At 38.5% G+C, this 25,675-nt stretch carries 25 protein-coding genes; 7 read left to right on the top strand and 18 right to left on the bottom strand.

Translation table 11 applies throughout. From position 1 onward, the window contains the following. Window positions 1–51: 51 nt before the first annotated feature. Together AC5YGI_RS04050 and AC5YGI_RS04055 are read left to right on the top strand one after the other, a co-directional pair. Window positions 52–915: a helix-turn-helix domain-containing protein gene (locus tag AC5YGI_RS04050; RefSeq protein WP_496167586.1), complete on the top strand. Its 864-nt coding sequence runs from the start codon at window positions 52–54 to the stop codon at window positions 913–915. An 89-nt stretch (window positions 916–1,004) separates the two neighbouring features. Next, window positions 1,005–1,727: a siderophore-interacting protein gene (locus AC5YGI_RS04055; protein ID WP_496167587.1), complete on the top strand. Its 723-nt coding sequence runs from the start codon at window positions 1,005–1,007 to the stop codon at window positions 1,725–1,727. A gap of 113 nt (window positions 1,728–1,840) precedes the next feature. On the opposite strand, the gene AC5YGI_RS04060 is transcribed toward AC5YGI_RS04055, so the two are convergent. From AC5YGI_RS04060 to AC5YGI_RS04075, 4 genes are all read right to left on the bottom strand, one after another. Beyond that, window positions 1,841–2,419, bottom strand: a complete 579-nt coding sequence (locus tag AC5YGI_RS04060; RefSeq protein WP_330747176.1) for an NAD(P)H-dependent oxidoreductase — start codon at window positions 2,417–2,419, stop codon at window positions 1,841–1,843. Beyond that, window positions 2,416–3,438: a saccharopine dehydrogenase family protein gene (locus tag AC5YGI_RS04065; protein ID WP_496167588.1), complete on the bottom strand. Its 1,023-nt coding sequence runs from the start codon at window positions 3,436–3,438 to the stop codon at window positions 2,416–2,418. Before AC5YGI_RS04065 ends, AC5YGI_RS04060 begins: the two co-directional genes overlap by 4 nt. 53 nt (window positions 3,439–3,491) lie before the next feature. Then, on the bottom strand, window positions 3,492–4,058 hold the full coding sequence (locus tag AC5YGI_RS04070; protein WP_110011420.1) for a Crp/Fnr family transcriptional regulator: 567 nt from the start codon (window positions 4,056–4,058) through the stop codon (window positions 3,492–3,494). 613 nt (window positions 4,059–4,671) lie between these two features. After that, window positions 4,672–6,441: an aminopeptidase P family protein gene (locus AC5YGI_RS04075; protein ID WP_496167589.1), complete on the bottom strand. Its 1,770-nt coding sequence runs from the start codon at window positions 6,439–6,441 to the stop codon at window positions 4,672–4,674. 215 nt (window positions 6,442–6,656) lie between these two features. On the opposite strand from AC5YGI_RS04075, the gene AC5YGI_RS04080 reads away from it, so the two are divergent. Further along, window positions 6,657–7,094 carry a DUF6526 family protein gene (locus AC5YGI_RS04080; RefSeq protein ID WP_496167590.1) on the top strand — a complete coding sequence of 146 codons (438 nt, stop codon included), beginning with the start codon at window positions 6,657–6,659 and terminating at the stop codon, window positions 7,092–7,094. A gap of 199 nt (window positions 7,095–7,293) precedes the next feature. Beyond that, window positions 7,294–8,400 carry a DNA topoisomerase IB gene (locus tag AC5YGI_RS04085; RefSeq protein ID WP_496167591.1) on the top strand — a complete coding sequence of 369 codons (1,107 nt, stop codon included), beginning with the start codon at window positions 7,294–7,296 and terminating at the stop codon, window positions 8,398–8,400. Window positions 8,401–8,531: 131 nt separating this feature from the next. Here AC5YGI_RS04085 and AC5YGI_RS04090 read toward each other — a convergent pair whose 3' ends face one another. From AC5YGI_RS04090 to AC5YGI_RS04150, 13 genes are all read right to left on the bottom strand, one after another. Then, complete coding sequence (locus AC5YGI_RS04090; protein WP_454511866.1) at window positions 8,532–9,422, bottom strand: helix-turn-helix domain-containing protein; 891 nt, start codon at window positions 9,420–9,422, stop codon at window positions 8,532–8,534. A 193-nt stretch (window positions 9,423–9,615) separates the two neighbouring features. Further along, window positions 9,616–11,862 carry a TonB-dependent receptor gene (locus AC5YGI_RS04095; RefSeq protein WP_496167592.1) on the bottom strand — a complete coding sequence of 749 codons (2,247 nt, stop codon included), beginning with the start codon at window positions 11,860–11,862 and terminating at the stop codon, window positions 9,616–9,618. A gap of 183 nt (window positions 11,863–12,045) precedes the next feature. After that, window positions 12,046–12,951 (bottom strand): urea transporter, encoded by a 906-nt coding sequence (locus AC5YGI_RS04100; protein ID WP_496167594.1) that lies wholly within the window; start codon window positions 12,949–12,951, stop codon window positions 12,046–12,048. Window positions 12,952–13,104: 153 nt separating this feature from the next. Beyond that, window positions 13,105–13,806 (bottom strand): hypothetical protein, encoded by a 702-nt coding sequence (locus tag AC5YGI_RS04105; RefSeq protein WP_496167595.1) that lies wholly within the window; start codon window positions 13,804–13,806, stop codon window positions 13,105–13,107. A 125-nt stretch (window positions 13,807–13,931) separates the two neighbouring features. Next, complete coding sequence (locus AC5YGI_RS04110) at window positions 13,932–14,720, bottom strand: urease accessory protein UreD (RefSeq protein WP_496167596.1); 789 nt, start codon at window positions 14,718–14,720, stop codon at window positions 13,932–13,934. Beyond that, entirely contained in the window at window positions 14,721–15,359 is a 639-nt protein-coding gene (gene ureG, locus AC5YGI_RS04115) for an urease accessory protein UreG (protein ID WP_047094673.1), read from the bottom strand. A 294-nt stretch (window positions 15,360–15,653) separates the two neighbouring features. Continuing rightward, window positions 15,654–16,346 carry an urease accessory protein UreF gene (locus tag AC5YGI_RS04120; protein ID WP_330747183.1) on the bottom strand — a complete coding sequence of 231 codons (693 nt, stop codon included), beginning with the start codon at window positions 16,344–16,346 and terminating at the stop codon, window positions 15,654–15,656. After that, on the bottom strand, window positions 16,339–16,848 hold the full coding sequence (ureE, locus tag AC5YGI_RS04125) for an urease accessory protein UreE (protein ID WP_330747184.1): 510 nt from the start codon (window positions 16,846–16,848) through the stop codon (window positions 16,339–16,341). The genes AC5YGI_RS04120 and ureE overlap by 8 nt, the downstream gene beginning before the upstream one ends. Then, on the bottom strand, window positions 16,838–17,485 hold the full coding sequence (locus AC5YGI_RS04130; RefSeq protein WP_330747185.1) for a hypothetical protein: 648 nt from the start codon (window positions 17,483–17,485) through the stop codon (window positions 16,838–16,840). Before AC5YGI_RS04130 ends, ureE begins: the two co-directional genes overlap by 11 nt. Window positions 17,486–17,585: 100 nt before the next feature. Further along, window positions 17,586–19,307 (bottom strand): urease subunit alpha, encoded by a 1,722-nt coding sequence (gene ureC, locus AC5YGI_RS04135; protein WP_330747186.1) that lies wholly within the window; start codon window positions 19,305–19,307, stop codon window positions 17,586–17,588. Between the two features lies 1 nt (window position 19,308). After that, entirely contained in the window at window positions 19,309–19,677 is a 369-nt protein-coding gene (ureB, locus tag AC5YGI_RS04140) for an urease subunit beta (protein WP_034697259.1), read from the bottom strand. Between the two features lie 11 nt (window positions 19,678–19,688). Next, the gene (ureA, locus tag AC5YGI_RS04145) at window positions 19,689–19,991 is read right to left on the bottom strand and encodes an urease subunit gamma (RefSeq protein WP_002977652.1); all 303 of its coding nucleotides are present in this window, start codon (window positions 19,989–19,991) and stop codon (window positions 19,689–19,691) included. Window positions 19,992–20,147: 156 nt separating this feature from the next. Continuing rightward, window positions 20,148–20,513: a hypothetical protein gene (locus tag AC5YGI_RS04150; protein WP_330747187.1), complete on the bottom strand. Its 366-nt coding sequence runs from the start codon at window positions 20,511–20,513 to the stop codon at window positions 20,148–20,150. A 405-nt stretch (window positions 20,514–20,918) separates the two neighbouring features. Between AC5YGI_RS04150 and pruA the strand changes: the two genes are divergently transcribed. From pruA to AC5YGI_RS04165, 3 genes are all read left to right on the top strand, one after another. Then, complete coding sequence (gene pruA / locus AC5YGI_RS04155) at window positions 20,919–22,544, top strand: L-glutamate gamma-semialdehyde dehydrogenase (protein WP_330747188.1); 1,626 nt, start codon at window positions 20,919–20,921, stop codon at window positions 22,542–22,544. Window positions 22,545–22,928: 384 nt separating this feature from the next. Beyond that, complete coding sequence (locus tag AC5YGI_RS04160) at window positions 22,929–23,150, top strand: cytochrome C551 (RefSeq protein ID WP_110011429.1); 222 nt, start codon at window positions 22,929–22,931, stop codon at window positions 23,148–23,150. Between the two features lie 296 nt (window positions 23,151–23,446). Next, complete coding sequence (locus AC5YGI_RS04165) at window positions 23,447–23,647, top strand: hypothetical protein (RefSeq protein ID WP_330747189.1); 201 nt, start codon at window positions 23,447–23,449, stop codon at window positions 23,645–23,647. 338 nt (window positions 23,648–23,985) lie between these two features. On the opposite strand, the gene AC5YGI_RS04170 is transcribed toward AC5YGI_RS04165, so the two are convergent. Continuing rightward, window positions 23,986–25,617 carry a tetratricopeptide repeat protein gene (locus AC5YGI_RS04170; protein WP_496167598.1) on the bottom strand — a complete coding sequence of 544 codons (1,632 nt, stop codon included), beginning with the start codon at window positions 25,615–25,617 and terminating at the stop codon, window positions 23,986–23,988. Window positions 25,618–25,675: the final 58 nt, after the last annotated feature.

Below are 25,675 nucleotides of genomic sequence, written 5' to 3' on the forward strand. Positions count from 1 at the left end.
AATACGTAATTTTACCATTCCGTATTATCCTCATCACAACAGGTTTAAAAGATGAAACAAACCATTCCCACCTATGATTTAAATGGTATTACCCATCATCAGTTCCATATCAAAAGGATGGATAAACAGCCTTATGATTCAGGGGATATTCTTCTGGACAAAGGTATACACCGGGACAGTCATTATATTTTCACCTGTATGGAGAGCGGTCATGTGAGAATGATGGTTGACTTTAAAACTATTGAAGCGAAAGAATCCACTATTTTCTGTGTATTGCCGGGACAGGTACATCAGGGGCTTCTCATGAAAGAGGTCTGCGGATGGTTTGTAGCGGTAAAAGCAGAACTTGTTCCGGATTCTGTACGTTCTTTTTTTGATGAATCTCTGGGTGAAATACTACCGCTGTCTTTGGATAAGAACCTTGTCAAAAACCTCAATACGACAGCCGGCCTACTTCATGCTTCATATACGAACGAAATGCTTTCCACTAAAGAAGGATTTCTCATTGTTCAATCACTGCTTAATGCCTTTCTCGGAATGTTTGCCCAGTTGTATTCTCAGAAAAGTACTTCTCCGGCTTCAGAGGAAAACCGTGCTTTACAATTAACCAGAGCATTCAGGACTCTTGTCCGGAAAAATTTCAAAACCATGAAAAGTCCATCTGAATATGCAGAAATTTTGAACATTACAAGAGGATATTTAACGGAAACGGTTCGTGAGGTCACAGGAAAGCCTGCACAACACTGGATTCATCAGGAAATTTTAATCGAAGCCAAAAGATTGCTGGTCTTTACCAATCTCAGTGTAAAGGAAGTGGCTTATGAACTGGGATACTGTGATCATACCTATTTCAGCCGTTTGTTTTCCAAACTGGAAGATCAGTCTCCATCAGAATTCCGGAATCAACACCAATAGATATTTAACCACGAATAGTCCAATTAATTCCCCGAAACCGCTATCGCTATTTTCTGATTTTGCAACGTCCTTTGCAATAAAAATGATTTATGCCAAGCCTACCAAAATGGGTCAATGACACCGTAGAAAATGTCTGGTCCTCCAAATTTAAAGAATGTACCGTTAGCCATATAGAACAGATTACCAATGATCTCCGACTGATACGCTTTGAAACAGAATTAGAGAATGTTCCTTATGAACCTGCCTATGCCATCGGAATAAGAATCAACGACAGGGATTTCCGTAACTATTCTCCTTTTAATTTTAACAAAGAAGCAGGAACTTTCGATGTTTTGTTTCATTTGCATGACAGGTCTGCTGCAGGAAGTCATTTTGTGACCGGACTGACAAAAGGAGATTCCATAAAACTTTTAATGCCCAGAGGAAAACAATTCTTTACTCCAGGTGCCCGGATTCATTTTTCTCTGGGAGATGAAACATCATTGGGAAGTTCTCTTTCGATCAAGGAAGCGGTGGAGGAATCCGGTTCTTTATTTATTTGCCTTCATGAGCTGGATGATTGCTCTGCTCTTGAAAAGCTCAGCTTATATGGCTATCACTGTCCTAAAAACAATACCATGAGAATGATTGAAGCTTTGAATGATTTTCTGCTGGAAGAAAAAGAATCCATCTCTGATGATGAGGTTATTTTTTATCTCACAGGAAACGGAGGACGAATGTCTCTGATCAGAAAATTCCTTAAAGCCAGAGGCGTTTCCCCGAAGTGCATCAAATCACAAGCCTACTGGATGGAAGGGAAAAAAGGACTGTAAAATTGAGCAGCAAAAGTGTTTTTACTTTAATAATGATAACTTTATCTGATAATAAAAGACATTATTACCGGATAAAGTTATCATTCTCCGTTACCTAAAAAATAAGGTGCAAACTATTTATGCTTCTTTCCTAATTCCTTCACTTTTCTAAGCCATTGAGTCCTCTGTTCATCTTTAGAATTCCTGATAATACCTACGTAAGTCACCTTCACCGGTTTTACCCCACAGTATTCTAAAATAGATTTTCTAAGCTGATTGACGCTGGGTCTTCCGAAAAACAGACGGTAATACCATCCCGGTTGGTCTAATGTTGTTATGATATGGGCTGTTTTACCTTTTAAAAGCTTGTCCCACCATACCGAATTTTCCCGGTATTTATAAGCCATTCCCGGTAAAAAAAGCCGGTCTATGAATCCTTTCATTAAGGCAGGAAATCCGCCCCACCAAACCGGATGTACCCAAACGAGATGATCTGCCCACTGAATAATTTCCCAGGCTTTCAGTAAATCCGGCTCAAGCTCCATTCTTTTCTGGTATCCAAACTGTAAATTGGGATTAAAGTTGAGATCCCGTATAACGATTTCCCTCACTTCCGCTCCTGTTTCTGAGGCTCCCAACCTGTAAGCTTCTGCCACCCCAAAATTGAAGGAATCTTTATTGGGATGTCCGTTGATAATAGCTATTTTTTTCATGATTTGACATTAATATTGATAGAATCATAGGCATTAAGCTGTGCCATTAATGATAAAGGATCATGAAGCTGATGGCTGAAATACACCTTGTTTTCATGAGGATTTCTCAACAGTTCTTCGGTGTGCAGAACAGCAGATAAAGCGGTCAGTTCCGCCTGTCCTTTTTCACTCTGCAAACTCAGTTTCTTTTGTCCTGACGGATCATCGACTACAATTTCAAAGACCGCCTGATCTCCGTTTCCACTTGAACCAAAAATCATTTTTCTTTCTTTTAAAGACAGAATATTGTAGATTCTTAGATATTGAAATGCTCCCAGCAGCCAGGTTATGAATTTTGAATTGTAGGTCATCTTCACACTCACATCGGAAATTCTTTCCACTTTGTTGAGAATATACAGATCCGGCACATCAAAATTATAGGCAGTTCTATGGCCGATTCCATAAGAAAAATTGAAGGTTTCCGTATCAAGAAAATGCCGTATAGAAACCGGTTTATCGTTCTTATAATGCACAAAAGGAACGGCTACATTTTCTGCCATAAAGTGAGCTGAACTCTCGCCTGCAAGATCCTTTACGGAATAATAGACAAACAGTTTCACCTCATTAATATCACCGGAATCTGACAAGGTATTGACTAATCCCGGAACAATTCCGCCCATCCAGCCTGAACTGAAAACAATTCTGCTGTTAACATCTGATTTACCGGCAATATCATAAGCCTTCACCAAAGCCGGAGTAGGTTTTGTAATATCCAGATAGTCTATGTGGTGATCAATCGCAAAACGAAGTACATGATCTTCTTTATCATTCACGGAAAGGATAATGAGATGTATTTTTTTCTCTGAGATCACTTTAAACGAGGAAGGATCTGTGACATCGATCTTCAGGTCTTTATCTGTTTTTCCACCTTTTCTCCCTCCGATAAAAACAGTAAGATGAGGATTTCTTGATTTCAAAATCCGGGAAATTGTTTTACCTACCAATCCATTTCCTCCAATTATAAGAATATTTTGCTCCATAACTTTTTTTGACAAAAGTAGAGCGCTGCTGTTTCAATAAGCAGGACAAATGTCTAAAAAGAAATTTCCTTTCTGATGCGGCTCAGGTGACGTTGCGTAATGCCGAGATAGGAAGACAGATACTGCAATGGAATGTTTTGAATATAATCAGGATGATTCTTTAACAGTGTTTGATAGCGCTGGGCTGCGCTGTCTCTCTGCAGCTGAAAAAACCGTGATTCCAGTTCAAGATATTCCTGCTCTGCAATTATTTTTAAAAACTTTGTCCAGTTAAGACTGTTCTGAACCAGCTCATCTACCGCATCTTTTTTAAGAATAATCAACTCAGCATCAGTAATAGCCTGCATACTTTCTTTGCTTGGGCATCCGGAAACAAATGAGGAATAGGCAGCGATCATATGATTGGGAAACCGGAAACAATACGTCATATCTTTTCCTTCATCAGAGGTGTAAAAGGAACGAAAGATACCGGACTTCACCAATCCTACTTCCTTGCAAAGCTCTCCTTCCTGTATGAAATAATCATTTTTGCTGATATGCCTGAATTCGGAATGCTTCAGAAATTCTTCAATTTCATTTTCTGAAAACAGATTAAAGCTTCGGAAATAGTCACGTTCCATTATATATATCAAATAAGTTTCAGCGAAAATAAATAAAAAGATGGAGGAAATGTTGTTTATAAACGCAGAGTTTTAATTTTTGCAGAGTTTTAATGTAAACAGGCAAAGACGGAGACTGTCTCAAAAGTGAAATAATTTGGTCTATGTCATTGACTACGTCGAATCTTCGATTTCTGACGAAGGAAGAATCTCATTAATAAACAAATACATGAGATTCTTCACTACATTCCTGAACTGCGTTCGCAGACTTTCAGTCTGTGTTCAGAATGACACTTTTGTAGCAACCACTTTTTAAGCAGGAGCATATTGATAAATTTCAATTGAAAACAAAAAAAATCATCTCAGGACGAGATGATCTACCGTTTTGAATTTACTTGAGTTATTTATGAAGATATGAATGATGTTTTGTTGTAACAAAGATAGGTGAACCTTATTTTTTATGCATCAGTGGAATCCCTGTAATTATATCCGTAAAAATACGGTTTTATAAAACGAAAAGCCCTGCAGGAAATACCTTACAGGGCTTTTGGATTATCTAACAATATTCAGTTTAATGTTTATCATTCAAGGTTTAAAGTAATGATTGTCATCTGCTTTCACCTTTGAATCTTTATTAAAGAGGGCTTACCAGTTGAAGGAACCATTCTTTAACTTCTCCATCTAAATGTGGAGCAAGCTTTTCTTCACAAGTTTTATGGTAGCCATTCAGCCATGCGATTTCGCTTTCTGAAAGGATTTCTTTTACCACTGTATCTTTGAAGAACGGGCAGAATGTTAATGTTTCAAATTCATAGAATGTTCCGTGAATTGTTTTCTCTGCTTCTTTTACTGCAATCAGGTTTTCATGACGAATTCCATAATGACCTTCCAGATAGTAACCCGGTTCATTTGAACAAACCATTCCCGGAAGAAGTTCCTGAGGGTTCAGATCTTTTCTGATATTTTGCGGCCCTTCGTGTACATTCATGAAGCTTCCTACCCCATGTCCTGTTCCGTGGTTGAAATCTTTACCTTCCATCCATAGCGGAAGTCTTGCAATAGCATCAAGGTGCACTCCTTTTGTTCCTTTCGGGAATTTCACCATGGATAAACGGATCAATCCCTGTAGCACCAATGTCGAATTTCTTTTAAACTCTTCCGAAGGAGTTCCTAAGGCAAAAGTTCTTGTAATATCTGTAGTTCCTTCAAGGTACTGGCCTCCTGAATCTACCAGGATTGTTTCCTCGTTGGTCACTTCTTTGCTTCCTTCTTTTTTGGCAGAATAGTGCATGATAGCACCGTTATCTTTATATCCTACGATAGATCCAAAGCTCTCTCCTACAAAGTTTTCACCTTCTGCACGGAATTCTCTCAGTTTTTGTCCGATAGAATACTCATTCATGGCTTCTTTTCCTGCATTGTGCGTTAGCCAATAAAGGAATTTCACCATGGCTACTCCGTCTCTTACCATTACTGTTCTGAAACCTTCCAGTTCAGCCTCATTTTTCTGGGCTTTCATAAGATTCCCCGGAACCGGAGCTTTGATAAACTGATTGTCTGATTTTAATGTTTCAAAAATCTGTTGGTTGCTGTTCGGAGAAACCAGAACTTTTTCGTTTTTGAAAGTCTTCAGATAATTGTAAAATTCTTCGTAAGGCATCATTTTCACAAAGGAATCATCCATTTGTTTTCTCGCAGCCACTTCCATCTTTTCTAATCCTGTGAACAGAACAGCGTCGTTTTTAGTAATCACAATGTATCCTAAGAATACAGGATTACTTTCTACATCACTTCCTCTCAGGTTCAGTGTCCATGCTACATCATCAAGACTTGAGATAATGTGTACGGTAGCTTCCTGCTCTTCCATTTTCTGGCGGATCGCAGCAATTTTATCGGATACTGATTTACCGGCTCTTTCTACCGGATGTACAAAAATCGGGTTAGCAGATGGAGTTCCTCTGTCTTTCCATACTTCTTTTAAAAGCGGAATATCTGACAGCGTAATATTTTTGGAGTTGAATTTTTGAGAAAGCAGTTCCCAGTTGGCATGAGAGGCTGCAACAGCATTTACCGCCACTTTACCGCCTGCAGGAATTTCTGAAATAATCCAGTCGATATAATTGGGAGTTCCTTCCATTCCATCTTTGAAAAGATCAATTCCGGAACCTTCCAGCTCTAAAGCAGCTTGTGTAAAGTATCTTCCGTCCGTCCAAAGTCCGCCTTTATCTTTGGTAATCACCACGAAACCGGCAGAACCTAAGAAACCTGACAGCCAAGCTCTCTCCTGCCATTCTCCAGGAAGGTATTCGCTCATATGCGGGTCTGCAGAATATACTATAAATGCATCAACATTATTTTTCTGCATTTCTTCACGAAGCGCAGCAACTTTTTCCTTTGAAGTCATTCTTTTTATTTTTAACCACCGAAAGTTACAAAAAATTTGATGTCTGAAAGGTAAATCTACCCGCTATTTTGCTTTATAATTCTTTATTGTCAAAGAGGTCAGTAAAAAACCAACCACTAAATATATTTCATAAAATACATCATTTTTAAGTAAAAAAAACTACCACATTATCAAAATAATAAATTTTTGGAAAGATTATTGCTACATTTTATTGCATGAAACAGCAAAACTACAATAACCACAGGAAATTTTATCCGCCACATCATTTTATTTATCTTCCATTGCTAATAATATTGGAGATTTTAGGAATTTACAAAATCTGGGATGACCCGGGAAATAAGCTGATCTGGATACTGTTTTCTGTCGTGATTTTTTTGCTTTTTTACCTGGCTTTGATGACAAGGCAGTATTACGCGCTGGGACTTCAAAACCGTATGGTGATACTGGAGTTTAAACAGCGTTATTTCGAGATCTTCAATAAAAGGTCTGATGAAACTGCTGAGAAACTGAAATTCGATCAGATTGCTGCCCTGAGATTTACGTATGATGATGAATTCAAAGAGCTTTTATACAGGGCACTTCATGAAAACATCTCAGGAGATGAAATTAAAAGGTCTATCAAAAAATGGAGGGCTGACCGACTCAGAATTTAACACACCAACAAAATATATACCTATGAAAAAATGGAGCTTTTACAGTATTATACTGTTAAGTATACTGACATTAACAAGTTGTGAAGCCGTAGAAACAATTTTTAAGGCAGGAATGTGGTGGGGAATAATCATAGTCTGTGTGATAGTAGGGATTATTTTACTGATTTTTTCGAAGGGTAAAAACTCTTAACCATGCTTTATGGAGAAGAATACAGATTTGGAGATCATTTCTCACCTTAAGCCTTCAAAAATTGTTAAAATAATGAAGGATCCGGAAGCTTCTGCAAAGGCGGTACATCTCGTATATACCACCGATGCGGAAACCGCCGGAATTACCCGTAAGAAAACCGGAAAGAAATATTCCTATTATAAAGACGGCGAAAAAATAAAGGATAAAGAAGAAATTACCAGGATCAATAAACTGGTCATTCCGCCTGCCTGGGAAAATGTATGGATCTGTGCTCTTGACAACGGCCACCTTCAGGCCACAGGCTTTGATGTAAAGCAAAGAAAGCAATACCGCTACCACCCTCTGTGGAGTGCTTTAAGAAATCATACAAAATTTTACAGAATGCTTCAGTTCGGGTATGCATTACCGGACATCCGTCTGCATATAGAACAGGATCTTGCCCTGAGAAATTTTGAGAAACGAAAAATCCTTGCCTTAATTGTAAGCCTTATGCAAAGAACCAATATCCGTATCGGGAATAATGTATATGAAAAATTATACGGTTCTTTTGGTCTGACCACATTAAAGGATAAACATGTAAAGGTAAAAGGACAAAAAATTTCTTTTTCTTTTAAAGGAAAGAAAGGTATCATGCATCAAATCGACCTCAGGAGTCCAAGGCTGGCAAGGCTTATTCAGAAATGCAAGGATATTCCCGGGAAAGAACTTTTTCAATATTTTGATGATGAAGGAAACCGTCATTCTGTAGATTCCGGGATGGTGAATGAGTATATCAAAGAGATCAGTGGTGAAGATTTTACAGCAAAGGATTTCAGAACATGGTCCGGAACCGTAAGTGCCCTGATCGCTTTTAAAGAAATCGGATATGCAGAAAACGACAGTGAATATAAAAAGAAGGTAAAAGAAGCCCTGGACATCGTGGCAGAAAACCTGGGAAATACATCGGCTGTCTGCAGAAAGTATTATGTTCATCCTTTAGTCATCAACCTTTATGAGAATAATACCATCAAAAAATATCTTGATGAACTGGAAGTGATAGAAGAAAATGACGGAAAAGCCGATCTTACAAAAGAAGAAAGACTGGTGCTGAAGATCCTGGAAAATGAAAAGATGTAAGGGAGACCAATCAATAATAAATAGTGAATTTGCTTCGCAGTGAATTTTTTATTCTGTACTTCAGCATCATTGACTATTCACTTGCGCAGCAAAAATTAACCATTGACATTACACAAATTCGATTCTTTATATCAGACTGAAATCCTGCTGTTATTCAAAAACTGAACCCTGTATTCCTTTGGCGTAATTCCTGCAATTTTTTTGAAAAGCTGGGTAAAGTGGGATGCGGTATGGAAATTCAGTTCATAGGCAATTTCTGCAATATCTTTACTGGAGTGAAGCAATGCTTTGCTGTAATTGATATCAATCTCATTGATCCATTGTTTTGGTGATTTTTGAGTAACTCCTTTGACACATTTATTCAGATAACTTTCCGTAACGGACAGTTTATCAGCATAAAAAGCTACTCTTTTTTCTCCTACATGATATTTAAACAAAAGATCACGGAACTGAAGAGACAGTTCCATGGGGCGTGTTGCAGATTTGTGATGGGTATCAGAATCTGTGCTCAGCATTTTGATCAGAATCAAATGAAGCATTGTCACCACTACATCATTGATATTGAGATTATTCAACCATAATTCCTGTTCCATAATCGGGAGAAGCTGTGTAATGGTTCCATACGTCAGGCTGTCCAGATTCAGGAAGGGAGTCATGAAGAAAATACTGCTTTTATGTTTGGGCAGTTCCTGTTCAGACAAAATATTATTTTCATAGGCAAGGAAGAAACCTTCAATATCGTCTGACAGCTCTACGGTTGCGGTGATTGTTCCTTGTTTAATAAAGATGACGCCTCCTTTTTCCGCATGATATTCTTTATTTTCAAGGTACTGTCTGATATGCCCATTAGTAACGAAAATAATAAAATTAAATGTAGTACGATACGGAATGACCGGCATCAGAATACCTTTAAGATAATTCTCTATCCGATAGAGCTGTATATCAGCATTATTGGCTAATATCTTTTCCGTAATATTCGGCAGAAAAAGCTTTTTATATTGAAAATTGGATAGTACTTCCATATCCTTGTTATGATTATTTAAAGTTATACAAAATATTTTAAAGCAAAGGAGGTAAGTAAGAGAGTGAAAAAGCTAAAGTGTAAGTAGTAAAGACCCCGAAACCCGTATCCCGAAACCTATAATTTACTCTCTTCAACCCTTCTACTCTCAAACTCTCTCACCCTCTCACTCTACTACTCTCCCACTCTCCTGTTTAGAACTTATAATACACGCCTACTCTTACTCCAAAAGGGCTTCCCGGTGTATAGGTAAGATCTGTAATAGGCTCTGCTTCTCCTTTTAACTGTGTTTCTGTGGCAAACTGAGCTTCGTTCCATTTTACATTGAAAAGATTGTTCAGCTGAACATTCGCTCCCCATTTCTGACGGTTATAAGAAAGCATCAAATCATTTACAAAATAGGCTTTCGTTCTGATGCTGTTATCCTCTACAGCGGGTCTTGCTCCCAGATATCTGTACTGAAGTCCCAGAGAAAAGCCATTCAGGAAATCCCAGTTGACAGATCCTGTACTGGTGACTACCGGAGCCAACGGAACATAATCCTGGCCTTTTTCTTCTTCGGTAAATCTGGCGTGGGAATAATTGATATCTGCATTCAGGTAAAAGTTTTCCAACGGCTGGAAACGAACACCAAGATCAGCCCCGAAACGTTTTGATTTTCCGGAAGGCTCTACTACTGCATCATCTCCCACATACATAAATTCCTGCTGAAGATCCATATACCATAATGCCGGAGTAATGATCAAGGATTTGAACGGGTGTAATCTCACCCCGAAATCCGCACCAATAGAATATGGAAGGGTATTTTCGCTCTTATTGGGAACAACTACTCTTAGGTCATTGGAGTGAAAGCCCATTCCTGTTTTCAGAAACCACATCACATTGTCATTCTGAGCATAGGAGAAATTCAGTTTGGGGCTTAATCTTGTTGCTTCTTTTGACTGTCCGGAAGGTAATTGCTCCACATCCAGCAGATTGTGCATATTAAAGATAAAATGATCCACTCTCAAAGCCGGATTAATGGTCCATTTTCCGGTTTTCCAGATCAATCCTGAATAGGCATGAAGATTGGTTTCTGTTCCTGTCACATCTGACAATCTGTCCAGCAGAAGGTCTCTGTGATAAACATGATTAAGCTGCAAAGTATTAATATCATCATTTCTTAATCCGATTCCTGAAGTCCAGTTTAAAGAACTGTTGACAAAGGAAAAAGTCTTTGTATACTTTACTTCAGCACCGTAAATATTTCTTCCATCCGTCTGCTGAATTTCGTCTCCATGCTCTTTATCCTTTAAATTGAAAGTGAAATCAGAATACAGGTTGAAGTTGTATTTTGAATAAAAGGCCATGGCATCAATCTGCTCGGAAGGAGAAATAATATGCTTGAAATTCATCTGAAGGTTTGTTCTGGAAGTTTTCCCGCCTTCTGTGGGATCTATACTTCCCCATCTGCCGATGATTCCTTTATCTACAGCACGTTCCGGAATCTGCCCGGAAGCATTCCATGAAGAATTGAATGTTGAAAACTGGATGTTGAAATAGTCTTTATCCGTAAGCCACTGATTGTATTTCCCGAAGATATTAACTCGGTTAAAATTCTGTTTCACATCAAAAGGGCCGTCTGTATAATTATATTCTGCAGCTATATAGGCATTTTTTCTTCCCAGATCATCATGCAGAATATTGAACATTCCCAATACTCTTTTTGAATTGAAAGAACCTCCTTCCAGTTTAATCATACTGTTTTTCAATCCATTATACGTCTGAAAGTCAACATATCCTGCTGTATTAAAGTCTCCGCGATCCATGTAATAAGCTCCTTTTCCAAAATCAATATTATTAACGGTTTCAGGAATCACAAAGTGCAGATCAGAATATCCCTGACCATGGGCATGGGAAACAATATTCACAGGCATTCCGTCTACATTGACGCTTACGTCTGTACCATGATCGGCATCAAATCCTCTTAAAAAAAGCTGTTCTGCCTTTCCTCCTCCGGCATGCTGAGCAATAAAAAGTCCCGGAACTTTTCTCAACAAATCCTGCGCTGAGTTAACCGGAAATTTATTCAGATCAACCTTTGTAATAGCAGACAGAAATGAACTGTGATTGATGGCTACTTCAGAAATCTGAAAAGGTTTATGCTGTAAAAAAATAACTTTATTTTTATCATCATCATTGGTCACTACCCATTTTACCTCATCGTATCCCTGACGGCTGATCACAAGGGTATCAGGAAGGGATTTTACAGAAACGGCAAATGTACCGTTTGTTCCCGTATGGGTATGGCTGTTTCCGTGGTCGTATTTTACCAAAGCATCTGCAATGGGAAATTTATCATCTGCATCTTTGATCAACAACTGTTTTTCTGCTTCCTGCGCCATCATTTTTCCACTGAATGCCATAGCCAGAAATACGGCTGCTATTTTTGTTACTTTCATTTTTTAGTTTAATTATATTTAAATTTTAGAAGTTAGAAACTAGAAGTTAGAAGTTAGAGGAATGTCAATAGTGAATTTTGCTTCGCAAGTGAATTGTCAATCATTGTGAAAAAACTTTAAACTTTAAACTTTAAACTTTAAACCTTGGACGTTCTTACTCTCCAACCCTCCAACCCTCCAACTCTAAGACTCTCCAACTTTTTTATTTTTTGTTTTAAGAAATACTTTTTGAATCAAAAGTGTAATCCATGTTCCGGCTACAAATGGGAAAGTAAATACTCCCCCCACAATATCCAGGCAGTGATTGTCTATTAAAAGATCATCAATCGCAATGGTGATAAGAACGGCGATCAAGACCCACAAACCATCCGTTTTTTTGATTCCGGAAAAAGCAATTGCGGAAAGCACTGCATTAAATCCAAATAATCCCATGTGGATTTCTTTGATGGGTTCGCCATTCAACTGTGATAATCCTGCCCCCAAAATAGATGCTGCCAATCCGTATAAAGCTGATATTGGCGAACTGATGAAAACGGCAAGGAAGAAAATCATTCCCGAAAGGATTCCTCCCTGAAAGATTACCTCACCGAAACCATTGGTACAGGCAAGAAAATCATCATATTCTGTAGGCACTACTTCAGCGCTCAACATCGCAGAGGGTGGAATATGAGTAAAATGGTGGAGTACAAATACCATTACCCATGTAATAATAATAAAAGGAAAAGTAAACACCGGTATTTTCTTTTGGATAAAGAAATGCTGAATCACAGCCGCTAACGCTCCGCCCAAAACAATTAAAATCCAGATCAGCAAGGTTGTCTCAAATAGAAAGGACAGCGCCACTCCCACAAGAGCCGCACTGAAACCATAAAGTCCGGCATTGATTTCAGATTTGTCGTAATTAAGCTTCATTGCAGTAAAAGTTCCGGCTGCTGTTGAAAGCAATACGGCCACTCCACACTGCCAGCTTCCCATAAAGATTCCTATCAGAAACAGAAGTCCGGTCCACCTGCTTTCCTGGAGCATAATCTGCCCGATTCCTTTTAAAATATTGTCTATAAAGGGTAGTTTTTTGAAAAATTCGTCCATAGTTTTTTTAATTTATTAATAATGGGGTTGTTGTTTGTTTTTCGTTGCGGGTTGTTTTTTGTTGCGGGTTGCGAGGTGTGGGTTTCGGAATCCACATCAAAACTCTCAAACTCTCTTACTCTCAAACTCTCCCACTCGAATCCCGAAACCCGTTTACCATCCAAGAAAGACCATTCCAATTCCGCACACAGTTACTACTGCTCCGCTTACCACGCCAATATATCTTTCCAGTTTTTCGGTATTGAATAGTGTTGAGTACCCATAGCGTCCCAAAAGAACCATTCCAAGCATGGTCAACACCGTTGTAGCGGTGAAAGAGGTTACCAATACAGCAATTTCAGACATGGAATGTTTTACTCCTGAATAAAATAATAAGGGAATCAAAGGTTCACTTGGTCCCATCACAAAAATCATGAACAGGACAAGCGGTGTTACTTTTATTCTTTTTTGAGGCATTACAATTTCGCTGTGATTATGTTCGTAGACATATACATCGTCACCCATCACATCAAAATGTTTATGCGGTTTGTTTCTGATCGCCTGAATGAGACCGTATACAAGGTAAACACCGCCAAAGATCAGCAGTGCCCATCCGGAAAAATTTCCTCTGATATCCTGAAACCATGAGATTTTATTCAGCTGCCACCCCAGGAACACCCCGATAAAACCTAAGATCAGGGAACTGAATACGTGTCCGAAACCGCAGACAACGGTTAAGATGGCTGTTTTCATTCCACTCCATTTTTTGGATTTTGAGATCACTATAAAAGGCAGGTAATGATCCGGGCCTGAGGCGGTGTGTATAAAACTTATTGAAACGGCGCTCAAAAGAAGTGCCCAAACTGTACTATCCATTTTCTATTTATCTATTATTGTTCTCCATTAAGTTTTGGCTAAAGCCAATGGAAGATTAATTTTTATTTCGCGGGCTAAAGCCCGTTTCTATTGAATATATTAGAATCCTTGACAAGGATCTCTTTTTACTCCAATGACCAGAGAACCTCCTGAATATGCAGAAAGAAATTATACATTATTTCGCCTCCATGTCCCAGAGCTCTTACTACAAAACCGTTGTCTTCCATTGCAGAAACTCCTGTCTCCATTTCTTCACCATGCTGTGCCGCAGCCTCAATAATTTCCTCAATCAATCTGTTTTTATCTACATTTTCTTTTGTACTGTAGAAAATAAGGGTTCCCTGATGGGTATATTGTTCCAGGTTTCCAATGCTGCTGATCGGAATCATTTCAGGCTGAATCAGCACATTATCTTTCACAACCAGTTTATTGTTGTGGTAGATTTCCATCACGTTCTGAAAACGTTTCAGTTTAAAAACTTCACCGTAATGTTTTCTTCCGCAGGTAATAATTTCACTGATGATGATCTGGCTGTTGTTCCCGATATGAATATTCGCTTTACTCTTAAAGTTCGAATCCTCGTGGGGAACTATCGGATGAGGAACATAAGCGAAAGAAGTTTCATCTTCCATAGATACATTGAGTTCCTGAAGTGCTTTGTCCTGCATATTGAAAAGCCTTTGGTAGGATTGTGACTGCAACTGAAGCGCAGCTCCTTTTTCAAGGGTAACTTCCAAATGATAGTGATCTCCATCCAGAATTCCCGGAGAGGAGCTCATCACCATCTGATAGAGCTTTTTGTCACTTTTTCGCTGTCCTACAGAAACGACTCTGAAAGGAAGTGAGACATAAAGATCTTTCACATAGGATTCTCCTCCCTTGAATCCTGCAATAATTTTTAAATGACTATCCATTTATCTTACCAGATTCGGTTCTTCAATTTCTTCTAAAAGGGCATATTTTTTAATCCAGCCTATTACTTTATCCAATCCTTCATCTGTTTTCAGGTTGGTGAATACGAAAGGATTCCCTTTTCTCATTCTTCGGGCATCATTTTCCATCACTTCAAGGCTGGCACCTACGTAAGGGGCAAGGTCAATTTTATTGATGATCAGTAAGTCCGATCTTGTAATCCCCGGTCCTCCTTTTCTAGGGATTTTTTCGCCTTCTGCTACATCGATGATAAAGATGGTAACATCTGCAAGATCGGGACTGAATGTTGCAGAAAGGTTATCGCCACCACTTTCAATCAAAACCAGTTCGATTTCCGGGAAACGCGCTGCCAGTTCGTCTACCGCTTCAAGGTTCATACTTGCATCTTCACGGATCGCTGTATGGGGGCAGCCTCCTGTTTCTACCCCGATAATTCTGTCGTGGGGAAGAAGACTGTTTTTCGCCATAAATTCAGCATCTTCTTTGGTATAAATATCATTCGTGATGACTCCAAGATCATAAGTCCCGAATAATTTTCTGCTTAAACGTTCCAATAATGCAGTTTTTCCTGAACCTACAGGTCCTGCCACTCCTACTTTTATATATTTTCTGTTTTCCATTTTCTTTAAATTTTATTTTATTGTTTTAACGCTATAGGCGCTAAGTTTTCTTTACTGTGAATATTTTTCGATGGCAAGGGTGTTTCACTTAGCAAACAGCACCTTGTTTCACGTATAATTTTTTATTAATTGAGAATATGATAAAGGGCGCAAAGGCATTTCATTCAGCTAAGAAACACACCACCCAATCAGTCATAAGATTTTCATTTTCTTAGCTCTACAATCGTTATCCATCATTTTGCCTTTCCTCCCTTTTAACTTTTATCTTTTTACTTTTGTCTTTTTACTTTTGTCTTACGACATATAAAGTCTTGAATACAATCTTTCATGCTGCATACATCTGATGTCAAAGGCTGTATTACAAAGCCCCACAAGATCTCTGTCTAGTTCCATAGTTTCCAAAGCAGTTTTTTCCATGACGGGGTAGAGTGAGAATAAAATATCCTGTCCATCCAGCTGTCCAAGAGGAACAAGTTTTACAGCGTTGGTAATCATCCCGGCAACTGAAGTGTAATAGAATCCTAAAAGGGCTTCATACAAAGGAATTTTCATCAGATAAGCATATACTCCAAATACAATACAGTAATGAGAATTGGCTTCTTTATGCTGAACCGCTTTCTCAAAAGCTTCCATGAAAGGGAAACTTTCTCTCCTTTTGAAGATCTTAATGAGTCTGAGTCCCAGTTTCTGGCTCGCCTGGCGAATTTCCTTTGGACATTTTATCGCATTACATTCATTATCCAGTTCTAAAAGCTGCTGCAAATCTCCCTTTTCTGCTGCTTCATAAGCCAGTTTTACAAAAGCGCCGTCATTGAATTTAAGGTTGTACTGAAGCATATTCTGCACAAATTCTTTCGCGGTTGCCAGATCATGTACAATTCTTTCCTGCACATACGTTTCAAGTCCGTTGGAATGGGTATATCCTCCGATGGGAAGTGTAGGATCTGCGAGATGAAGCAGTCCTGACAGGAAATTCATATTATTCATCTTTCGGAGCAGCCATTTTTAAGATTTTTGTAAAGATTGTGGAGCCCAGACTTCCATGTCCATGCGGTTCTACATTAGATTTAAGAAGATTCAGCAGTTTCACCGATTGTTTTTCCGGTTTGAAGCCGCTTGCTTCCAGCCATCTGAACATCGGCATTTCAAAAGGAAGCAACACTTTGTCATTCTGAATAAAAAGCGGAATATGTTTATTTCCGATCTCATAACATACAGTACCCATTTCCAGCAGGGAAGCTGGTGACATCACAATGGCTTCCGTTTCCAGAACATTGATTGCAATTATTTTTTCGGCATCCTCAAAGAGAATATCCCCTTCCCATAATCGTTGTCCTTCTCTGAGAAACTTGATGGCAACATCAGTTCCCTGTCTGGTTTTTTTACGCTGGATTCTTTTGGTGGTTTCAAACCATTCCAGATCAAGATAGTCTATGGTTTTCTCCGTAGGGTTTTCAGCAAGATTGCCTATGATTTGATTAATTATCATTGTTGGATTTTTTTCTGAAGTCTAAGTTTTTGGAGATTCCCACCCCGAATGTTGAACCGCTGATTCCCGCTACATAGCTTTTCGTCCAGCCTTCTTCTTTTGTTTTGGTCTGAAGCATTGAAAGTTCTGCAAATTTGAATTTCAGTGCCCAGCCGCCACCTAATAGGATTCCGATCAAAGGATAGGCACGAAGACGGAATCCGTTAAAATTCTGCATAGCATCCGCTGCTGTTGAAAGTTGCTGTCCCCAAACATAGTGGGCATCCACCTGACCAATCAACACAAAATATTTTCCAAGCATTACTGAAGGACTATACCAGATTCCCGCTTCATTTTGTTTGTAAACTACATTGTGATCTACTGTATTCTGCGAGTAAGCATAATTAACTCCGACAAGGTCATTATTATTGATGAAGTACCCTACTCCAAGCGGTGCGCTGGAAACGGTACTGCTGCTGCTTGATGGGGTTGTAAGTTTTGAATAGTCTAATGAACCGTACACCATAAACTGTCCTTTGGGTCCGTCTTCATCACTTTTCAATCTGTGTCCGCCCAGAAACTGGGCACTTACATTACCGGGAAGTAATGACATTCCGGCAACAGTAAGAGAAACAACTGTTTTATTTAAATATTTCATTCTAAACTTAGTTCTATAATTGTTTTAAATTGTATCGGATAAACTTTGGCTAAGCCTAACAGGTTTTTGAAACCTGTTAGGTTTATTTGTAAAATTTATCTTAGAACAAGTAATACAACTGTGTTAAAGGAAGTGTTTCTGCCGGTTCACAAGTGATGTATTCTCCGTCTACCGTTACTTTATAGTTTTCTGGATTTACTTCTATTAAAGGCGTCTTATCATTGTGGATAAGATCTTTTTTGGAAATATTCCTACAGTTTTTCACAGGAAGAATCATTTTCTCCAGTTTATAAGAAGCAATGGTTCCATTGTCAATTGAGATCTGAGAAACGAAGTTCGCACAAGTACCAAACTTAGCTTTTCCATGGGCTCCGAACATATTTCTGTAAATAATAGGCTGAGGCGTTGGAATAGAAGCATTAGGATCTCCCATTTTAGCCGCAATGACAAATCCTCCTTTTACAATCATTTCGGGTTTTACTCCAAATAAGGCCGGTTTCCAGATCACCAAATCCGCTAATTTCCCTTCCTCAATCGATCCTACATATTCTGAAATCCCGTGTGCAATAGCTGGGTTAATGGTATATTTTGCCACATATCTTTTTGCACGGTAATTGTCATTTCCGCTATCTTTATCTTCAGCCAGATCACCTCTCTGCTCTTTCATTTTGCTCGCCGTCTGCCATGTTCTGGTGATCACTTCCCCCGGTCTTCCCATCGCCTGAGAATCTGAGCTCATGATACTGAAAACACCCATATCGTGAAGGATATCTTCTGCTGCAATGGTTTCAGGACGAATACGTGAATCTGCAAACGCTACATCCTCAGGAATGTTTTTGCTCAAATGGTGGCACACCATCAGCATGTCTAAATGTTCATCAATGGTATTGATGGTATAAGGACGTGTAGGATTGGTAGAAGCCGGCAATACATTCGGATACATGGCTGCTTTAATGATATCCGGTGCGTGGCCTCCACCTGCTCCTTCTGTGTGGAAAGTGTGGATTACTCTTCCGTTGATTGCTCTCATCGTATCTTCAAGAAAACCTCCTTCATTCAATGTATCTGTATGGATAGCCACCTGAACGTCATATTTATCGGCTACTTTCAGTGCAGCATCAATCGTTGCAGGAGTTGCTCCCCAGTCTTCGTGAATTTTTACTCCCAAAGCTCCGGCTTCCACCTGTTCTTCAATAGGTTCTTCAGCTGAACAGTTTCCTTTTCCGAAGAAACCAAGGTTCATAGGATATTCTTCTGCTGCTTCAAGCATTTTCTGCATGTTGAATTTTCCCGGGGTAACGGTAGTAGCATTGGTTCCGTCATTTGGACCTGTACCACCTCCAATCATTGTGGTAATTCCGCTGTATAGGGATGTTTCGATCTGCTGAGGGCAGATGTAATGAATGTGAGTGTCAATTCCTCCGGCAGTTACAATATATCCTTTTCCTCCGTGAACTTCAGTTGAAGCCCCGATAATCATATTAGGACTTACACCATCCATCGTATCAGGGTTTCCTGCTTTTCCGATTCCTACGATCTTTCCGTCTTTGATTCCGATATCACCTTTTACAATTCCCCAGTGGTCAATGATCACAGCTCCTGTGATACAAAGATCCAGCACGCCTTCGTCTCTTTTAGCGGTAACATTTTGCCCCATACCATCACGAACGGTTTTTCCACCTCCGAAAACAGCTTCGTCACCATAATGGGTGAAATCTTTCTCGATTTCAATAATAATTTCAGTATCGCCCAGTCTGATTTTGTCTCCCGCTGTAGGACCTAATATATTGGCGTATTGTTTTCTGTCTACGTGTAAGCTCATCTTAATGATTTTTAAAGTTTAACTCTTCAACTTTTGCAAGGCTTACTTTTTTCTGTTCTTCAGAATCTACCTGCCCATCGACAAGATTATTGAAGCCCATTGCTTTTTTGGTTCCTCCTATTTCTACCAATTCCACTTCTTTTTCTTCTCCCGGTTCGAAACGTACTGCAGTACTTGCTACAATATTCAGTCTCTTTCCAAAAGCTTTTTCACGATCAAAGCTCATCGCTTTATTAACTTCAAAAAAATGGAAGTGTGAACCTACCTGAATAGGCCTGTCTCCTGTATTGGTTACTTTTATTTTCACAGTTTCTCTGCCCTCATTGCAGATAATTGTACCTTCTTTTACAAAAATTTCTCCTGGTATCATAATCAGTAGTATTAGCGGATTGGATTGTGTACGGTTACCAGTTTGGTTCCGTCCGGGAAAGTAGCTTCAATCTGAACATCGTGGATCATTTCCGCAACGCCCGGCATTACATCCTCTTTAGTAAGGAGATTTGCGCCTTCCTGCATCAGTTCGGCTACTTTTTTCCCGTCTCTTGCGCCTTCAAGCAGAAAGTGGCTGATCAGAGCAATGGATTCCGGGTAGTTTAATTTAAGGCCTCTTGCCTTTCTTTTCAGAGCGAGTTCGCCTGCCAGAAACAGCATAAGCTTTTCCGTTTCTCTTGGTGTTAAGTGCATAATATTTTTATTTAAAATTGGACAAACAATATCCGGTTCACCTCTCCGTAAAGGCAAACAGACCTGTTCAAAAATGTAAAATGGGAAATGATGTTTTCAGATCTGTATTGACATGAATACAAACCACAACGGATCATTAAAAATTAAGAAAAGGGCTTAGCAGCCCGCTACCTGCAGACAGTGATACAGGATGTATCTTGGTGCCGTAATATAAACGCGGTTTTGAACAGCCGCAACCTGTGTATTGTAAGTGTAACGTGCAAAGAAATAGTGCAGCCACTGCTGTGCAAGTATTGAGTAATCGAATTTTACTTTCTCCCAGTCGTTGGAATCCTGCACATCCTGCACATCTGAAAAACTATAGAGTTCAGGCTGGGTCTGCTGATCAGATTTCTGCTGTAAAAGATGAATTTTTGAAAGGATATCAGAATATGGCTGAGTTTTCCCTTTATGTGCAAAAAGACCTGCACACAAAGCTGAGAAAAATATCACAAAAGAGAAAAATAAGACTCTTTTTTTCATACCTGATAATAATGATGTAAAATTAGAACAATCTGATCCCTCCAGCTATCAAAAAAATTATTTAAAATGTTCAAAATCGCAACAAAAGTGAATTTATATAATTTTAACATTGTAACATAAACCCTTTATTTACAGTCATTAACAGCAATTCTTAAACTATGACAAATGTTTTATTGCCTTAATTCCTATAATTATAACAAAATGGTGTATTTTTTTCTAAAACCTAAAGAATTCTGAAAATAAATCAAGATTTAATAAAAATTTATCTCAGAAAAAGCATAAATAATAGTATCAGATCTGTTTTCTGGTTTATCTGACAAAAAAAGACGGCATTTTTTCTTTCCTTATAATTATCGTAAATTTGTATACACATCTTATTAATTTAATAAAATAATAAAACGTAATATGTCAAAAGCAATTTCGCAAGTACCATTAGCGGTAAACGAGCCTGTAAACTCATACGAACCGGGATCTCCGGAAGTTAAAAGCCTTATCGACACTTATAAAAAAATGTGGGCTGAAAAGGTAGAAATCCCAATGATTATCAATGGAAAAGAAGTAAAAACTGAAACAAAAGTACAGCTTCAGTCTCCACAGGATCATGCTCATGATTTCGGATTCTACTACCAGGGTGGTATGCAGCATGTGGATGACGCTATCAACGCGGCATTGGCAGCTAAAAAAGAATGGAATGAACTAGGCTGGGAACAGCGTGCAGCAATTTTCTTAAAGGCAGCCGATCTTTTGGCAGGACCTTACAGAGATGTGATTAATGCAGCAACAATGATCGGGCAGTCTAAAAACGTACACCAGGCTGAAATTGATTCCGCTTGTGAGTTCATCGACTTCTTAAGATTCAATGTAGAGTTCATGACAGAAATGTATGCTGAGCAGCCGGTTTCTGATAACGGAATCTGGAACCGCGTTGAATACAGACCATTAGAAGGATTCTGTTTTGCAGTAACTCCATTCAACTTTACAGCGATTTCCGGAAACCTTCCTACTTGTATGGCGATGCTAGGAAACGTAGTGGTTTGGAAGCCTTCTGACAAGCAGGTATATTCTGCAAAAGTAATTATGGATGTATTAACAGAAGCGGGTCTTCCTGCAGGGGTTATCAACATGATCTTTACAGACGGAAAAGAAACTGCTGAGAAAGTTTTGGCTCACCCGGATTTTGCAGGTCTTCACTTCACTGGTTCCACAAAAGTATTCCAGGGAATGTGGAAAATGATCGGTGATAATATCCACAACTACAGAACATATCCAAGAATCGTTGGAGAAACTGGTGGTAAAGACTTCGTTATTGCTCACCCGTCTGCTAACGTGGAAGCTGTAGCTACTGCATTGGTAAGAGGTGCTTTCGAATACCAGGGACAAAAATGTTCTGCAGCTTCAAGAGCTTATATCCCTAAGTCTCTTTGGACTGATGTGAAAAAAGTAATGGAAGCGCAGATGAGCACTATCAAAATCGGTTCGCCGGAAGATACTTCTAACTTTGTCAACGCTGTAATCGACAAGAATTCTTTCGAAAAATGTAAAGGATATATCGACAGAGCAAACGCTTCAGGTGAAGCTACTGTTGCAATCGGTGGAAAATATGATGATTCTAAAGGATGGTTCGTACACCCAACAGTAATTGAAACTACAAATCCTCATTACGAAAGTATGGTTGAAGAGATCTTCGGACCAATCTTATCCATCTACGTATATGAAGATCAGGACTGGAAAGAAACGTTGAAGCTTGTAGATTCAACATCTCCTTATTCATTGACTGGTTCTGTGTTCTCACAAGACCGTTACGCAATCGCTGAAGCTTACAAAGCTTTAGAAAATGCATCAGGTAACTTCTACATCAATGATAAACCAACGGGTGCCGTAGTAGGACAGCAGCCTTTCGGTGGTGGTAGAGCTTCAGGAACAAATGATAAAGCAGGTTCTAAAATGAACCTTCTAAGATGGGTTTCTGTAAGAAGCGTAAAAGAAACTTTTGTTTCTCCTAAAAACTACAAATATCCATACCTGGGATAATTAATAAATAATAAGTAATGAGCAATGAGTAATTTGTTGTCTGTTCCTTGAATACAGCCTCGGAATTTCGGTTTCGGGGCTTTTTTGTGGGGTTTCGGGGTACGAGATTTGAAATACGAGGTGCGGGATTCGGGGTTGAGAGTTTGAGAGTTTGAGGGGTTGAGGGGTTGAGGGGTTGAGAATATTAGAGTATTTTTGGTAATAATTTTTTGGACTGCATTAAACATTAAACTCGAATCTCGCATATCCCCGTAGCTCGTATCCCGAAACCCGATAGCTGCACTAACATCTTTTAACAAACTTTACCGATATTTTACGATTTTCAATGTCCTGTTAGGAATAATTATTGATTTTCTGTTATTATACACCCCAAAATAAAATAATATGAAAAAGTTATTGCTAACAGCTGTCGGAATAGGAATATTTGCAGTGAGCTGTGGAACCAAAGAATCGACAATGTCAACAAGTAGCAGAGATTCAGCAACAGTAGACAGTACCCAAAAAAGTATACCGCCTACAACTACTGATACGATGACTACAAAAAGGACGAATCCTGATACAATCATGATCAAAAGGGATTCTATGGCAACGTCTCCTGTCAAATAACATGTATATACGTTTAATTTAAAATGGAAAATCTGCAGATGAAAGCGCTGCAGATTTTTTTATTGGATAACCATAAATATTGGATATTCAAATTTTGGCTTGAAAAGACGCTTATTCCAGGTTTTTGACTACAGTTGGTGATTATATATTATTTCTAACGGCGGGGCTAAAGCTCCCCCCTATTGAATCCAAAATTTAAAGGAACACCTTTTATCTTTTATCTTTTATCTTTTATCTTTTATCTTTTATCTTTTAATCCTTATATTTGATTACATCAACAATCAAAATTAACTATTATGAGAAAATTATGGATAGGAGCAGTTTTTGGACTTCTTTTCCTTGGAAGCTGTGCTCAAAACAAAGAAAAAAGAGAGGAATATAAAGAAGCTCACAATAAAGATTCCTTAAGAAACAGAATGGGAGATTCTGCTGTAGCGAATTCAATCCCTTCCTCGGATTCTTCAAAAGTAAAAACCGACAGTACGAAAGTTAAATAAAATCACAAATCCACAGACGTCTGTGGATTTGCACTTAAAAAAACTTGACTGAAAAAAAACCGGGCAATCAACCCCGATTATAGGATATGGCAGATATTCTGGTCAGAATATTTCCTTAAAAAGTTAAAAAAATGGGAATGGCAGTTTCTCTTATAATGATCTTAGTTCAAAAATGAAATAAAAGTGATAAGCTGTAACAGAACTGTTGTGTACTTTGAAACTGCCACAAAGATATGATAGCAGAGGGTTCCTTTAAAATAATAGGTTGTTCATTTTCGTGAAAATGGCAATATAGAATTGGATAAAATGCCCGTTTTTAATCATTTTCGGGAAAATGACTATTTTTTATCTGACCGGGTTTCACTATCCAGATATTTAATGTATGCTGATGGAGAATAGTCTGTGACCGCCTTGAAGACTGCAGCAAATTTACTGTGGGAAGAAAATCCGCATTCATCAGCAAGGATACTTATTTTATACTGTCTGTACTTCTCATCATTGATCAGTTTGTCTACAATATAGTTGATTCTTAAACGATTGATATACGTTTTGAAATCAGCATTTTTATGCTGATTGATCACATAAGAAAGATATTTTGTATTGGTGTTCAATTCTCCGGCAAGAAAGGACAGGGACATGCCTTTATTGTTATAGAGATTACCTTTTTCAAAATCCTCAAGCAGTTCCAGCAGTTTTGATTCTGTTTCCGGGGTCATCAGAGAGTCATTTCTTCTTCGGTCTGTCTCGGAGTCTTTTTCATCAATTTCTTCCACAAAAATATTGGAAAACTCAAAATCACCAGGTTGTTTTAAAGGATAGTGTGTCCTGTTACCGATCATGTTCAACTGGGTTCTGATGATATTTCTAAGTTTTGACCGCTGTTTTTTCTGTTTCCTTCTAATAAAAAGAAACAGGCCAACCAATGAAAGGGACAGAATGACAATAGCTGCATTCTTCACTCCATTCATCTGCGTATTTTTTTTGGTAGCTTTTCCTTTGGGATTTTCAAAATCTTTCATGGCAAAACTCTGGTTGCGCGCTGCAATACTGTCATAGGCACGTACATATTTTACCGCATATAAAGAAGCCTTGAAATTGTCCCCAACTCCTTCGTAATAATCATTAATATTGGAATAAACTGCTTTTTTAAGTTTAAGACTTCGGGAAGTATCGGCAATTTTTTCTGCTTTTTTAAGATACAGTTCAGCATCTTTCCAGTTTTTCTGCTTCAAACGGATTCCTCCCAGGCCATTATAAACCAATCCCAGCGTACAGCTTCCTTTCTTTAGCAATCCTTCTGCTTTTCGATAGTAATCTTCAGAGACGGAATAATTATTAAGCTTGAAATAGACATCTCCCAATAGTTGATAAGATGCCGCTACGGTTCTGTTTTCATTATAACTGTTGATTTTTTCAAAATATTTCAGGGAGGATTCGATATGCTGTATGGCATTAGGATAATTCCCCATCTCCATTTCATAAAAAGCCATTTCCTGATTCAGCAGTCCTGCGGCTTCATTACTTTTCTGAAAATCGGTGATCCGGGCTGAAGCCTGCAGTCCTTTTATAATATATTTTTTGGATCTTTCGTATAACCCTACCTGTCTATATTGTCTCGCAAGTAATCGGGTTACTACAGCCATCCATTCAGGATCATTAGTCAGATTGATTACCGAATGGGCATTTTCACTGTAACAGATTGCTTTTTTAAGTTCACCGGCATGATGGTACAGCTCTGAAGAAAGGATAAGACACTTAATTTTCTCTGATGGCTTTTGTGCCTTCATATAGAGAGAATCTGCTGTTTTGATGGCTTTGGGTAAATCTTTATAGGCTGTAAAAGAAGAAGTCCTTTCACAGATAAGATCAAAGCTATTTTTTTTCTGGGCAAATATGGGAATTGCTGTTGCCAGCAAAAACAAAAATTTCAAAAGACTTTTAGGCATAGAAAAACAAATTATTATTTTCATTTTATAATAATTCATCATTGATTTCACGGAGTGTCTTTTTGTTTTTTACAAAACTAGT

It is taken from the genome of Chryseobacterium sp. CS3K3.1 (assembly GCF_059515165.1).

What these genes read in the sequence shown, in the direction of transcription:
- AC5YGI_RS04050 (WP_496167586.1), top strand. Translation starts at nt 52, where the DNA reads ATGAAACAAACCATTCCCACCTATGATTTAAATGGTATTACCCATCAT.
- AC5YGI_RS04055 (WP_496167587.1), top strand. Translation starts at nt 1,005, where the DNA reads ATGCCAAGCCTACCAAAATGGGTCAATGACACCGTAGAAAATGTCTGG.
- AC5YGI_RS04060 (WP_330747176.1), bottom strand. Translation starts at nt 2,419, where the DNA reads ATGAAAAAAATAGCTATTATCAACGGACATCCCAATAAAGATTCCTTC.
- AC5YGI_RS04065 (WP_496167588.1), bottom strand. Translation starts at nt 3,438, where the DNA reads ATGGAGCAAAATATTCTTATAATTGGAGGAAATGGATTGGTAGGTAAA.
- AC5YGI_RS04070 (WP_110011420.1), bottom strand. Translation starts at nt 4,058, where the DNA reads ATGGAACGTGACTATTTCCGAAGCTTTAATCTGTTTTCAGAAAATGAA.
- AC5YGI_RS04075 (WP_496167589.1), bottom strand. Translation starts at nt 6,441, where the DNA reads ATGACTTCAAAGGAAAAAGTTGCTGCGCTTCGTGAAGAAATGCAGAAA.
- AC5YGI_RS04080 (WP_496167590.1), top strand. Translation starts at nt 6,657, where the DNA reads ATGAAACAGCAAAACTACAATAACCACAGGAAATTTTATCCGCCACAT.
- AC5YGI_RS04085 (WP_496167591.1), top strand. Translation starts at nt 7,294, where the DNA reads ATGGAGAAGAATACAGATTTGGAGATCATTTCTCACCTTAAGCCTTCA.
- AC5YGI_RS04090 (WP_454511866.1), bottom strand. Translation starts at nt 9,422, where the DNA reads ATGGAAGTACTATCCAATTTTCAATATAAAAAGCTTTTTCTGCCGAAT.
- AC5YGI_RS04095 (WP_496167592.1), bottom strand. Translation starts at nt 11,862, where the DNA reads ATGAAAGTAACAAAAATAGCAGCCGTATTTCTGGCTATGGCATTCAGT.
- AC5YGI_RS04100 (WP_496167594.1), bottom strand. Translation starts at nt 12,951, where the DNA reads ATGGACGAATTTTTCAAAAAACTACCCTTTATAGACAATATTTTAAAA.
- AC5YGI_RS04105 (WP_496167595.1), bottom strand. Translation starts at nt 13,806, where the DNA reads ATGGATAGTACAGTTTGGGCACTTCTTTTGAGCGCCGTTTCAATAAGT.
- AC5YGI_RS04110 (WP_496167596.1), bottom strand. Translation starts at nt 14,720, where the DNA reads ATGGATAGTCATTTAAAAATTATTGCAGGATTCAAGGGAGGAGAATCC.
- ureG (WP_047094673.1), bottom strand. Translation starts at nt 15,359, where the DNA reads ATGGAAAACAGAAAATATATAAAAGTAGGAGTGGCAGGACCTGTAGGT.
- AC5YGI_RS04120 (WP_330747183.1), bottom strand. Translation starts at nt 16,346, where the DNA reads ATGAATAATATGAATTTCCTGTCAGGACTGCTTCATCTCGCAGATCCT.
- ureE (WP_330747184.1), bottom strand. Translation starts at nt 16,848, where the DNA reads ATGATAATTAATCAAATCATAGGCAATCTTGCTGAAAACCCTACGGAG.
- AC5YGI_RS04130 (WP_330747185.1), bottom strand. Translation starts at nt 17,485, where the DNA reads ATGAAATATTTAAATAAAACAGTTGTTTCTCTTACTGTTGCCGGAATG.
- ureC (WP_330747186.1), bottom strand. Translation starts at nt 19,307, where the DNA reads ATGAGCTTACACGTAGACAGAAAACAATACGCCAATATATTAGGTCCT.
- ureB (WP_034697259.1), bottom strand. Translation starts at nt 19,677, where the DNA reads ATGATACCAGGAGAAATTTTTGTAAAAGAAGGTACAATTATCTGCAAT.
- ureA (WP_002977652.1), bottom strand. Translation starts at nt 19,991, where the DNA reads ATGCACTTAACACCAAGAGAAACGGAAAAGCTTATGCTGTTTCTGGCA.
- AC5YGI_RS04150 (WP_330747187.1), bottom strand. Translation starts at nt 20,513, where the DNA reads ATGAAAAAAAGAGTCTTATTTTTCTCTTTTGTGATATTTTTCTCAGCT.
- pruA (WP_330747188.1), top strand. Translation starts at nt 20,919, where the DNA reads ATGTCAAAAGCAATTTCGCAAGTACCATTAGCGGTAAACGAGCCTGTA.
- AC5YGI_RS04160 (WP_110011429.1), top strand. Translation starts at nt 22,929, where the DNA reads ATGAAAAAGTTATTGCTAACAGCTGTCGGAATAGGAATATTTGCAGTG.
- AC5YGI_RS04165 (WP_330747189.1), top strand. Translation starts at nt 23,447, where the DNA reads ATGAGAAAATTATGGATAGGAGCAGTTTTTGGACTTCTTTTCCTTGGA.
- AC5YGI_RS04170 (WP_496167598.1), bottom strand. Translation starts at nt 25,617, where the DNA reads ATGAAAATAATAATTTGTTTTTCTATGCCTAAAAGTCTTTTGAAATTT.